We start from the raw sequence: 12,282 nt of genomic DNA on the forward strand, positions 1-12,282 counted from the left end.
AAGCGACAATGGTTCTGGCGTTACATGAGGTCCTCGACCGACACCTGGCGGCAACCGATCCGCAGGTGCTCAGTGGTCACGGACGGCTCGGCAACGAGGTCCGCTGGGTGCATTCCAGTGAGATCTTCGAGATCGGTCCGCTGCTGTCAGGTGGTGAACTCCTGCTCACCACGGGACTCGGACTGGCGGGTACCGACGCCGGTACGCGTCGCCACTACATCCGCGAGCTGGCCACTCGCGACGTCGCCGGTGTGGCAGTGGAATTGGGCAGGACCTTCGACGAGGTTCCCGACGAGATGATCCGCGAGGCCTCGTCGGTGCAACTCCCGCTGATCGCGCTGCACACCGTGGTCCCGTTCATCGACCTGTGCCGCGCTGCCAACACCGACATCGTCTCGCGCGAAGTCGGGGTGCTCCGCCGACGAGGTGAACTCGACGCGGCACTGCACGCGCTGATGGCGGCCGGCGCCGGTGCCCCGGCCATCGTGAAGGCCATCGCGGCTGCCATCGGTTGCCCACTGGTGGTGTTGGGCAAGAACAATGCGCTGATGGCCGCCGAGGGTGTAGACGACGACCACTCGGCGTGGCAGGTGGTGGACGCGCAGTCCGCGTCGGTACCGGTGCAGTCGCGCGGCCAGGTCATCGCGACCTTGGTCGCCGGTCCGTCGTCGCTCGATGCGGACACCATGATGTCACTGCTCGACCTCGGTGCCGGACCGCTGGGTGTGGCGCTGTTGATGTCGCGCGAGCTCGGGGGGCTGCGCCATCGGGCCGCGGCCACTCTGATGTCCGATCTGCTCGATCGGCGGGTCGATCGCCGTCCTGATCTGATGATGCGTTCTCGGGCAGCAGGTTTCGACCCGGCGGGCGCTGTCTGCATCGTTCCGGTGGCGATCTCTGCCCCGGCGCCCCGGATGGCCGCGCAGCTGACGGCGACCGTGACCAAGAAGCTGGCCGTGCAGTCACTGCACGCCGACGTACATGCGACCTCCTACGCGCTGTTCGCCATGACCGATCAGGTTCGCGACCAGATCACCCAGGTCTGTGCAGCGTTCGCCGGAATCGTCGGTGAGGCAACGGTTGTGGTTGGAAATGCTGCGCGTGTTGATGCCCGTGACCTGTCCGACGCCTTGCTGACCGCACGGCGAGCACTCGCAATTGCCTCTGGGTCCCGGCGTGCGATGGCCCGTCACACCGATGCGGTCTCCTCGGTTCGCGCGCTCGCGGCGGAACTCGCGGTGGAGACTCTCGACGCCGCGGTCCGCGACGACCTGGTGACCTCTGTCGGGCCGCTGGTCGAATGGGATCGGACCCACGGGTCAGAGCTCACCCACACCCTCGAGGTGCATCTTCGGCATGGTTGCAGCGCAACACGATCCGCGGTTGCCCTGCACCTGGGCAGACAGAGTCTGTATCAACGCCTCGAACGGATCCGGGAGCTGTTGGGATTCGATTTCGCTGCGCCCGAGACGTACCCGTCTGTGTTGCTGGCCCTTTGCGCGCACCGCAGTACGGTGCGATCGGCCTCCGGTCAGGCGGACTGATAGTCGCGACGGATCTTGCTGCGCGACAGCAGGAAGTATCCGGCGAACGCGATGACAAATCCGGCGAAGAACGTGATGTCTCCCAATTCGGGGACGGCCTCGGCGACAAAACCGACGTATCGTTCCTGGTTGCTGAAGAGCAACACCGAGGCGACGAGGGCGATCAGGAACGCCGACAGGCCGCCCCAGTTCGTGTACTTCGGGTCGTACAGCATCGCGGCCACCGGACGGTTGCGGCGAAGGATCTGGTCGGCGAACACGATGCCGAGCCACGGGCCGATCCAGTAGGCGACGATCAGCAGGAAGGTCTCGTAGGACTCGGCCGCGTCGGCCAGTGCCCACCAGGCAACCAGGAATCCCACGACTCCGAACACCACGGTGACGAGCGCCCGCTGGATACCGAGCGACATCTTGAATCCCATGGTGACAAAGGCCATTCCGCCGGAATAGAGGTTGATCGCGTTGGCCGCGACCGCCCCGACCGCGATGGCCAGCAACGTCAGATCCGCCACGACCGACGGCAGATGCCCGGTGAACGCGTCGGTGGGGCTCTCCGCATCCGAGCCGATCGTCACCGACGCGGCGCCGACTGCCATCAGTGCCGTGGTGGATACGAACAGCCCTGACGATGCGAAGAATCCGGTCTTGAACCGGGACACGGTCGCGGGAAGGTAGCGGGTGAAGTCGGCCGCGTAGGGGGTCCAGCCGGCGGTGTAACCGAACGCTGTACCCACAGTCAGGAGGAATCCGCCGAGTCCCGCGCCGCCGTCGGTGGCGGGTGCGCCGAGATCGGCCTTGCTGAAGATGATGACGCCGGCGATCACGAACACGATGGCGAGAAGAGGCGCGGCAATGCGCTCGAACCCTTGGACGAGGTTGTGTCCGAAGAACGCAAAAGCTGTCTGCGCCAGTACGACGATCAGGAGCGCCAACACCGACGGGAGACCGAACAGCGTGTTGAGGGCCAGCGCGCCGCTGACACTGTTGGTCGCGAACCAGCCGATGCCGCACATGACGGTCATGAACGCGGCGGGCACGATGTTGCCGCGGTAGCCGAAGCCCAGGCGGCCCAGAACCATCTGCGGCACTCCGTGCAGCGGGCCGCGAGCGGAGAGCGCGTAGTGCGCGAGGGCGCCGAGGAGGTTGCCCAACGCCACCGCGGCGAGGGCCTGCCAGAAGCTGAGACCGAAGTACAGCACCGACAGGACCCCGACGAAGATCGTCGCGAACTCGAGGTTGGGCGCGGTCCACGTCCAGAACATGCTGCGCGGTTTGCCGTGCCGGGCCTCGAGCGGGATGAACTCGTTGCCGCCTGGTTCGACCGCAAGCACCTTGCTGCCATACGAGCTGGGCGCCGCGTCGGCAACGGGCTCTGTTTGGGGAGTGGTCGATGTCATTGCGTCACCGTCCCCTACCCGCGGGTGCCGCGGCAACCTACAGAACGTCCGCTGGCGTGGTGCCGCGGGCGGGCGAACTGTCGGCCCGTTGGGCGGGGCTCATCGACCGGTGGTTCATACCCGACGACCGGCCGGCTGATGCTGCGTGATGCAGTGGATGCCCCCGCCCCGCTCGAACAACGGTCGCGCGTCGACCGTGCGGATCTCACGCCCCGGGTACACCTCGGACAGGATTGCCGCAGCCCGGGCGTCATTCGGATCGTCGAAGCTGCAGGCGATCACGGCATCGTTGATGACGAGGTGGTTGATGTAGCTGTAGTCCACCGGTCCCTCGTCGTCGGTCAGGACCGTGGGGGCCGGGACGTCGATGATCTGCCACCCGGGTTCCGCCGCGGCGATCACCTCTCTGATCCGAGCGCTCACCGCGTGATCGGGGTGGTTGGGGTCTTGCTGGTCGTGCACCAGCACCACACCCGGCGACGGGATGGCCGCGACGATGTCGACGTGTCCACGGGTGCCGAACTTCTGGTTGTCGCGAGTGAGGCCGTACGGCAACCAGATCGCCCTCTCGGCGCCGATCGTTCGCCGCAGCTCGTCCTCGACCTCCTCACGAGACCAGGTGGCATTGCGGCCCTCGCCCAACTGCACCGATTCGGTCAGCAGCACCGTGCCGTCGCCGTCGACCGCGATGCCACCGCCCTCGTTGACCATCGGCGAGTCGATGCGTTGGGCCCCCGACAGCTCGGCGATCAGCGCGCCGATGTGCTGGTCTTTGTCCCATCGCGCCCACGAGGCGGCCCCCCATCCGTTGAACACCCAGTCGACGGCTCCGAGGGTGCCGTCCTCGTCGATCACGAATGTGGGCCCGATGTCGCGCGCCCAGGCGTCGTTGAGCGGAGCCGCGACGATCTCGACGTCGCGGGAGAGGTACTTCCGGGCCGCGGGCAGTTCATCCGGGTCGACGAGCATCGTGACCGGCTCGAACTCACAGATGCTGTGTGCCACCGCCGCCCATGTTCGGCGGGCTTCGTCGCGCGCGGCGTCGGTGTCGCCGAGTGAATAGCCGGGTGCCGGGTAAGCCAACCACACCTTTTCCTGCGGGGCTGTTTCGGCGGGCATCCGCCACTGCGACATCAGATTTCTCCGGCGCCGTAGTGCCCGTGCGTCGCAACTGGATCGACAAGACGACCATAGGTGTCAGGCCGTCGGGTCTTCAGGAACGGGAACAATGTGAGCCAGTCACGACGCTGGGCGAGGTCGAGTTCGGCGACCAGCACGGCAGGTTCGTCGCGCGGCGCCTGCACAAGGATGCGGCCGTACGGGTCGGAGATGAAAGACGAACCGTAGAAGGTGATCTCGCCTTCGTTCCCGGTGCGGTTGGGTACCACCATGAAGGTGCCGTTGGCGATCCCGTTTCCGACGATCACCTGCTGCCACAGCGGCTGGGTGTCGAAGTCGGGGAAGTCGGGCTCGGATCCGATGGCGGTGGGGTAGACGATGATCTCGGCCCCGGCCAGCGAATACGCGCGTGCGGCTTCGGGGAACCATTCGTCCCAGCAGGTCGGCATCCCCAGGGTGGCGTCGAGTCCGGCCGGCGAGTGCACGGGATACGGGTCGGGTTCGGCGGGCCCTGCCCGGAAGTACGTGTCCTCGTAATAGCCGGCCGTGATGGGGATGTGGATCTTGCGTGTCTTGGCCACCAGCTCGCCGTTCGGTGAGACCAGGATGGCGGTGTTGAACCCGAGGCCGTCGTCGTAGGTGGTGCCGTTCTCCGCCGAGTTCCTCTCGTACAGCGACGCGTGCAGGAAGATGTTGTGCTGCTTCGCCATTGCCGAGGCGAAGGCGAATGTGGGCCCGGTGTCGAGGTCCTCGGCGGAGTCGCCCGGGTTCGCGCCACCTCGGACGAACGCCGGATACCGCAGGAGGGTGATCTCGGGCAAGCACACCAGGCCCGCCCCGGCCCCGGAGGCCATCTCGACGCCCTCGGCGAGATCGGCCAGCAGGGCATCGGTGTCGGGCTGCCAGCGATGCTGCACGAGACCCACCCGTAACGGTGCGCGCCCTGAGTCGGTGTCCCGACACAGTGACGGCGGCGCCGTCAGGGCAGTGATGAGCTGCATGATGTCCTTTCCCGGACGGCGTCGCCGATCCGGTGTGTGTCCCTGCGTGTCTGCCGGACTACGTCAGTGCGATGTACTTCGTGGTCAGGTATTCGTAGATGCCCTCCGATCCACCTTCGCGCCCGATCCCGGATTGCTTCACACCGCCGAACGGCGCCGCGACATCGGAGATCACGCCTCGGTTGATCCCGACCATCCCCGACTCGATCTTGTCGGCCACCCTCAGCGCCCGGTCGAGGTCCTGGGTGTAAAGGTAAGCGGCCAAACCGTATTCGGTGGAGTTCGCGGCCTCGATGGCCTCGTCCTCGGTGGTGAAAGTACTGATGACGGCAACGGGGCCGAAGATCTCGTTTCGGACGATGTCCGCGTCTGCCGGCACCTGGTCGAGAACCGTCGAAGGGTAGTAGCACCCCGCGTCATCGGTCGACGGATCCGGCGTGACGGAGCTCGGCAGATTCGCCGGATCGGCACCCAGCCGTACCCGGGCCCCATCGGCGACCGCCGCGGCGACAGCCTTTGCGATGGACGTCTGCTGCTTGGTGTTGACCATCGGGCCCAGTGTGGTTTTCGGGTCGTAGCCGGGCCCCAGGACCATGGCCTCCATCTTCGCCGTCAGCGCCGCGGTGAACTGTTCGGCGATACCTTCCTGGACGAGAAAGCGATTGGCTGCCGTGCATGCTTCGCCGCCGTTTCGGGTCTTCGCTGCGAACGCACCTTCCACCGCCTTGTCCAGATCGGCGTCGTCGAACACGAGGAAGGGTGCGTTGCCACCGAGTTCCATGGACGTCCGCTGAACGTTCTCGGCTGCCTGTCCGAGCAGGCTCCGGCCGACCGGGGTCGACCCGGTGAAGCTGATCTTGCGTACGCGGGGATCGGCGATCAGCGGCTCGGTGACGTCGGCTGCCTTGCTGGTCGGGAGAATCGAGAGCACGCCGCCGGGCAGTCCCGCCTCGCCGAGCAGCTTGGCGAGGTACAGCATGGTCAGCGGGGTCTCTTGGGCGGGCTTGACGATCATCGTGCAGCCCGCGGCCAGCGCCGGACCGATCTTCCTGGTGCCCATGGCGAGTGGGAAGTTCCACGGCGTGATCGCCAGTGCCACCCCGACGGGGGCGTGGGTCACCATGATCCGTCCGGTGCCCCCTGGCGACGGGGTGAACCGGCCCGAAACACGAACGGCCTCTTCGGCGAACCACCGCAGGAACTCACCGCCGTAAGTGATCTCGGACTTCGAATCGGGCAGTGCCTTGCCCATCTCGAGAGTCATGATCGTCGCCATGTCGTCGGCGTGGTCCTGGACCAGATCGTAGGTGGCGCGCAGGATCTCCGATCGCTTGCGCGGCGCAGTGGCAGCCCACTCGTCCGCCACTGCGAGCGCGCTCTCGAGTGCGGTGTTCGCGTCGTCGGGCGTGGCATCGGCCACGTGAACCAGGGACGTGCCGGTGGCCGGGTCGTCCACCGAGAACGTGGAACCGTCGGATGCGTCCACCGAGGCCCCGCCGATCCACAGACCCGTGGGGACCTGGTCGAGCAGCTCGCGGAAGGCGGCGATTGGATCGGTGGCCGGGGAATCAGTCATGACAGTGTCCTCCAGATGATTCGGGCGATGTGGATGATGTGGGGTGACAATGCGCGCTCGGGCTCGGTGCGACATCGAGGGATGGGTTTCGGTCGAAGAAGCCGAATGGCTTGAGCCAGAACGAGACCGTGTCGGCGGGCATGATCGGCCAGTCCTCGGGCCGGGTGATGTGGTGGATGCCGAAGGTGTACCAGAGCACCACGTCGGTGTTGTCGATGCTGCGGTTGGCTTTCGTCCATTCGCCCAGCCCCTTGTCGGTGGCCGACTGGTTCACGAATTCACCTGCGGGCCAACGTTCGTCGGGACTGTTCGGGGTGACCCACACGGTGTGGCCGATGACCTCGGCGCGCGCGAACACCGGTGAGGCCGGGTCGAACATGGCAGGGATGGCGTCGCCGGGGACCAGTTTGTAGGCAGGATGGGTGCCCAGTCCGTTGGTGGTGTTGGTGTTCACCACCTTCCACGCTCGCTGGGTGGACCAGTTCATGTCCTGCTTGCCCTCTTCTTCGGTTCGTAGAGGGGTGTTGCGCTGCACCAGGGACAGGCCGTACGGATTGGCCGGACCCATCGGCTCGATCTCGGTTTCGCTGGCGTAGACGGTGTTCTGGGTCCCGTCCACGTCGAGGTCGAGGCGGGCGACCAGGAAATGCTGATGGAACGGTGCGTAGGTGCGTTCGTCCACCAGGGTGCCGTGCGGGTGGGTGGCGCCGGGTGCGATCGGCGTGGTCACCATGATGCCGGTGGCGCGCACCTCGCACTCGATGTTGCCGTCCTGGTAGAAGCGCCAGTAGACGAGGTACTCGTAGTTGGCCACGGTGACATGGAATGACACCGTGAGCCGGCGCATCCGGCGAACCTCGGCGCCCGCATCGTGGTCGACATGCTTCCAGAGAACCGCGTTGTCCTCTTCGTGGATGCAGATCGCATTGGTGATCGTGTACGGCTCGCCCTTGCTGTTGTGCAGCACGGCATCGAGGTAACGGATCTCGCCGAGGCAGTCGCAGCCGAGTTCCAGCGAGGTCGTCATGAAACCGAGGCCCCACTCGCCGATGTCGAATGCTGTTCGGCGGTAATGGTCTTCGCAGTGATCTCGGTACGGCACCATCATCTCGGCAAACGACAGCCGGTGGGCCACCGAGCGCTCGCGACCACCGTCGTTGTAGGTGACGGCGTGCAGGGTCATGCCCTCGCGGTGGTTGAATCCGACGCGCAACGACCAGTTCTGCCAGGTCAGCTTGTTGCCCTCGAGGGCGAACGAGGGGCCGTCCGGCTGGGTGATCTCCAGGGGCTTGAGTGGTTGGCGGCGCGATTCGGCGCGGATCCGCTCGGGGATTCGACCGGGCACGTACTCGCCCATGACATCCGGCGGTTCCACGCCGCCGTTGTCCTCGATCTCGAGCAGTTCCATCGTGTTGAGGTCGATGACGCAGTGCAGTCCGCTGACCGGGTGGGCGTAGGGGTTGGCCCCCGGTTCGGACCTGAGCCAGGTGTCCGACCATCCGAGCCGTCTGTCCCGGTACTTGTCCGGGGCGACGGCGTCTCCGTAGGTCCAGGTGTCCATGAACACCAGGTCGAGGTCGGTGATCCCGCGCTTCTTCAGGGCAGCGATCACATCTGGGTGGCCCCGCAGCACCTGGTCACATTCTTCGAACTCATCGACGGTGAAGTTCGCCTGTACACCGGGGATGTGGGTGAAGGATTCGACAGCATCCTCGGTCAGTGAGACAACCGCCTTGTAGGTGGCGTTGCGCGTCGTGTCCGAGCAGGTGACGATTCCCTTGCGAGGAGGCCGTGGGCCTCCCGTCGCGTGGTCCGCCAGAGCTTGTTTGCTGGGCTCGAGCAACTCGATCGAATGGAACCGCCAGCCCTCGGCGACGCCCTGGTCTCGTGCGAGTAGTGCTGCCGTCGAACGGAATTCGTCGGCGCTGAAAGGGTCGAGGGGATGGCTGGTGGCCTCGGGCCGGCCGGCTGCCGGATCAGTGGGCACGCACTGCTCCTGTGGACCCGGTCAGTTCGCGCAGGCAGTTCTCGAGTACGTCGAGCCCGTCGCCGAGCAGTTCGTCACCGATGACCAGTGGGGGCAGGAGCCGGATGACGTTGCCGTACGTACCGCAGGACAGCAACACCACACCTTGTGCGAGACAGGCCGCCACCAGGGCCTTGGTCAGCTCCGGATTGGGCTTGTTCGTACCCGGTTGCACGAGTTCGATGGCCAGCATCGCTCCTCGTCCCCGGACGTCGCCGATCTCATCGGTGACCGAGGCCATCGCCCGCAGCCGTCCGACGGCGATCTCCTCGATCTCCCTTGCCCGCCTGGGTAGATCGAGTTCGGCCATCACGTCGAGGGTGGCAAGTGCAGCTGCGCAGGCTACCGGGTTGCCGCCGTACGTTCCTCCGAGACCACCGGCGTGCACTGCGTCGAGCAGATCGGCGCGCCCGGTGACAGCGGACAGCGGCATACCGCCGGCGATGCCCTTGGCCATCGTCACCAGATCGGGCACCACGTTCTCGTGTTCGCTTGCGAACCATGCACCGGTGCGGGCGAATCCGCTCTGAACCTCATCGGCGATGAACACGATGCCGTTCGAGGCGGCCCAGTCGGCCAGTGCGGGAAGGAATCCGGGGGCGGGCACGATGAAGCCGCCTTCGCCCATCACGGGTTCGATGATGATCGCGGCCAGCTGATCTGCCCCGATCTGCTTGTCCATCATCGAGATCGCGCGGGCCGCCGCTTCCGGACCGTCGAGTCCGTCATGGAAGGGGTAGGACCCGGGTACTCGGTAGACCTCCGGCGCGAAGGGTCCGAAACCATACTTGTAGGGCATGGTCTTGGCCGTCAGCGCCATCGTCAGGTTGGTACGGCCGTGGTAGGCGTGGTCGAACGCCACGACCGCGTCGCGTCCGGTGGCCAGCCGAGCCACCTTGATCGCGTTCTCCACAGCCTCGGCGCCGGAGTTGAACAGCACGGTGCGCTTCTGATGGTCACCTGGTGTCAGGTGATTGAGCCGTTCGGCCACCGCGACGTATCCCTCGTAGGGCGTCACCATGAAGCACGTGTGGGTGAAATGCCGTGCCTGCTCGGCAACCGCTTCGGCGACCGCCGCGTTGCTGGCGCCGACGCTCGTCACGGCGATCCCCGACCCGAAGTCGATGAACGAGTTGCCGTCGATGTCGACGATCACACCACCGTCGGCGTCGGCGGCGTACACCGGCACGGTCGAGCCCACGCCGCCGGCGACGGCCATCGCGCGGCGACCCTGCAGTTCATGGGATTTCGGGCCGGGGGATGGGCGTGACGAGTTTGCGTTGCTGGGGGAGGCGGTAGGAGACCGCAGCTGTTGTCGTCATGGTCATTCCACCGAACTCATCACGTGCTTGATGCGGGTGTAGTCCTCGACCCCGTAGGACGACAGGTCCTTGCCGTAGCCGGAGTTCTTGAACCCGCCGTGTGGCATCTCGGCAACCAGCGGGATGTGGCAGTTGACCCACACACAGCCGAAGTCCATACCTGCGGTCATCCGGTTGGCGGTGCCGTGGTCGGTGGTCCACACGCTCGAGGCCAGGCCGTAGCTCACGTCGTTGGCCAGCGCGATGGCCTCGGCTTCGTCCTCGAAGGTCTGCACGGTCACCACGGGGCCGAACGTCTCTTCCTGCACCAGCGCGTCGGTCTGGCGGACCCCGGTGATCACCGTGGGCTCGATGAAGAATCCCTTGTCACCGCGGCGCTTTCCGCCGGTGACCACGGTGGCGTGCGAGGGGATCGAGTCCAGTATCGACGTCACCTTGCTGAAGTGGTTGATGTTGTTCAGCGGAGGAACCGTTGTCGCGTCGGCCTTTTCACTGAGCGCGGCAACGAACTTGTCGTGGATGGAGGAGTGTACGAGGATCCGGGTCACCGCCGTGCAGTCCTGGCCGGCATTGAAGAACGACGCCTCGCCGATGCCGTCGACGGCCTTGTCGAGGTCAGCGTCGGCGAACACCACGGCAGGGGCCTTTCCGCCCAGTTCGAGGTGCGCGCGCTTGAGTTGCTGTGCGGCGGATACCGCCACGGCGATGCCGGCACGGACCGACCCGGTGATCGACACCATGCCCGGGGTCTTGTGCCCGACGATGGACGCACCTGTATTACCGTCGCCGAGCACCACGTTGAGGACTCCGTCGGGCAGGATGCCCTTGGACAGCGAGGCCAGTACAAGCGTCGATTCGGGAGTGGTGTCAGAAGGCTTGAGTACCACCGTGTTCCCGGCGGCGATCGCAGGTCCGATCTTCCACAACGCCATCATCAGGGGGTAGTTCCAGGGGGTCACCTGACCGATGACGCCGATGGGTTCACGCCGCACGTACGAGGTGAACCCCTCCATGTACTCACCGGCCGATTTCCCCTCGAGGAGGCGGGCCGCACCGGCGAAGAACCGGATCTGGTCGGCGCCGACGGTCACCTCTTCGTCGGCGATCTGATCGGCCGGCTGCCCGGTGTTCCGTGCCTGGGCGGCCACGAGCGCATCGGAGTTCGCCTCGATGGCATCCGCCAACTTCAGCAATGCGGTCTGCCTGGTCTTCGGGGTGGTCTTACCCCAGGTCTCGAAGGCGGTGGCCGCAGCGGCCATGGCCGCGTCGATGTCGGCGGTGGTCGAGACCGGCGACGTACCGACGACCGATTCGTCGGTTGGGTTGATCAGGTCGATCGTCTCGGTGGACGACGACGCGACGAACTCGCCGTTGATGTAGTTCTTCAGGATCTCGGGCATGACACGCGGTCACTCTCTGTCGGATTGGACTCGGGTCGTATGTCTCGGGGGTCGAGGTGGCTCGGGAATCGATGGGGGACAGGTGATGGTTGTCAGTGTTCGCCGCATCGATATGGTTGCGGACCTGACAAAATGTCCATTGCCCCCTCCTGATCGGTACACTTTGTCCAGCAGTCGGCTTGTTTGTGCTGCTCTGCGGCCCGGGGCTTGGCCTGGCATCAAGGCCCGAGAAGGAAGGTGGAGCCGTTGACCACCACTGTCCGCTGGCTGCTTGGTCAACGTGACCTCGATCTGCGGCTGATCGGGGGAGCTGCTGGTCAGGACCGCGACATCGACTGCGCACTGAGTTCGGAACTGCCTGCCCCGCACGAGTGGCTCGCCGGCGGGGAGCTGCTTCTCACCACCGGTCTGCGTCTGCCTCCCACGGCGGCCGGGCGCCTCGAGTACGTCCGGCTGCTGGACCGGGTGGGAGTCGCGGGTGTCGGATTCGGTGTCGGCCTCGGCTTCGACGACGTGCCGGCCGATCTGGTGGAGGCCGCCGATCAGGTGGGCCTGCCGCTCCTCGAGGTCCCCTTGCCCGTGCCGTTCTCTGCCATCGCGCGCACGGTGCTCGACCACATCGCCGCAGAGCGCTTCGACCAATTCGTCCGCGCGTCGCACACGCAGCCGCGCATCACCCGCGCGATCATTGCCGGCGGCATGCCGGCGGTGGTGCGCGAACTCGCGGACGCCATCGAGCAGACGGTGGTGCTGCTCGACCGTGATCAGCAGCTGGTGAGCGCACGGCCACAACCGGTGTCCGCCGACGATCTGGAGTCGGTGCGGTCGCAGGTGGGGCGTGACCCCGCGGCGGCCAGCGGCGTCACCTTGACCGGCGACCGGGTGATCACCGTGCAA

General features: G+C 66.1%; 7 protein-coding genes and 2 pseudogenes. 2 read left to right on the forward strand and 7 right to left on the reverse strand.

The genetic code is table 11. The annotated features are described in order from the left end of the window. Positions 1 to 8 precede the first annotated feature (8 nt). Positions 9 to 1,544, forward strand: coding sequence for a PucR family transcriptional regulator (locus W823_RS50885; protein WP_023961366.1), 1,536 nt, complete (start codon positions 9 to 11; stop codon positions 1,542 to 1,544). Here the strand turns inward: W823_RS50885 and W823_RS50890 are convergent. The 7 genes and pseudogenes from W823_RS50890 to W823_RS50920 all read right to left on the reverse strand — a co-directional run bounded on the left by W823_RS50890 (position 1,532) and on the right by W823_RS50920 (position 11,385). Continuing rightward, the gene (locus W823_RS50890) at positions 1,532 to 2,941 is read right to left on the reverse strand and encodes a cytosine permease (RefSeq protein ID WP_023961368.1); all 1,410 of its coding nucleotides are present in this window, start codon (positions 2,939 to 2,941) and stop codon (positions 1,532 to 1,534) included. The two genes, W823_RS50885 and W823_RS50890, sit on opposite strands and share 13 nt — an antisense overlap. 114 nt (positions 2,942 to 3,055) lie before the next feature. Continuing rightward, positions 3,056 to 4,075, reverse strand: coding sequence for an agmatine/peptidylarginine deiminase (locus W823_RS50895; protein WP_023961370.1), 1,020 nt, complete (start codon positions 4,073 to 4,075; stop codon positions 3,056 to 3,058). Next, positions 4,075 to 5,061 carry a nitrilase-related carbon-nitrogen hydrolase gene (locus tag W823_RS50900; protein WP_023961372.1) on the reverse strand — a complete coding sequence of 329 codons (987 nt, stop codon included), beginning with the start codon at positions 5,059 to 5,061 and terminating at the stop codon, positions 4,075 to 4,077. Before W823_RS50900 ends, W823_RS50895 begins: the two co-directional genes overlap by 1 nt. 58 nt (positions 5,062 to 5,119) lie before the next feature. Then, positions 5,120 to 6,637, reverse strand: a complete 1,518-nt coding sequence (locus W823_RS50905) for an NAD-dependent succinate-semialdehyde dehydrogenase (protein ID WP_023961374.1) — start codon at positions 6,635 to 6,637, stop codon at positions 5,120 to 5,122. Next, positions 6,630 to 8,624 (reverse strand): primary-amine oxidase, encoded by a 1,995-nt coding sequence (locus tag W823_RS50910; RefSeq protein WP_023961376.1) that lies wholly within the window; start codon positions 8,622 to 8,624, stop codon positions 6,630 to 6,632. The genes W823_RS50905 and W823_RS50910 overlap by 8 nt, the downstream gene beginning before the upstream one ends. Beyond that, positions 8,614 to 9,985 (reverse strand): annotated as a pseudogene (gene gabT, locus W823_RS50915) (4-aminobutyrate--2-oxoglutarate transaminase). The gene W823_RS50910 and the pseudogene gabT overlap by 11 nt, the downstream one beginning before the upstream one ends. 2 nt (positions 9,986 to 9,987) lie before the next feature. Beyond that, positions 9,988 to 11,385 carry an aminobutyraldehyde dehydrogenase gene (locus tag W823_RS50920; protein WP_023961377.1) on the reverse strand — a complete coding sequence of 466 codons (1,398 nt, stop codon included), beginning with the start codon at positions 11,383 to 11,385 and terminating at the stop codon, positions 9,988 to 9,990. A 237-nt stretch (positions 11,386 to 11,622) separates the two neighbouring features. Between W823_RS50920 and W823_RS59050 the strand changes: the two are divergent. Further along, positions 11,623 to 11,946: pseudogene (locus tag W823_RS59050) on the forward strand (PucR family transcriptional regulator ligand-binding domain-containing protein); the annotation flags it as partial. Between the last annotated feature and the right edge of the window lie 336 nt (positions 11,947 to 12,282).

The sequence above is a fragment of the Williamsia sp. D3 genome (assembly GCF_000506245.1).
Taxonomy (GTDB): domain Bacteria; phylum Actinomycetota; class Actinomycetes; order Mycobacteriales; family Mycobacteriaceae; genus Williamsia; species Williamsia muralis.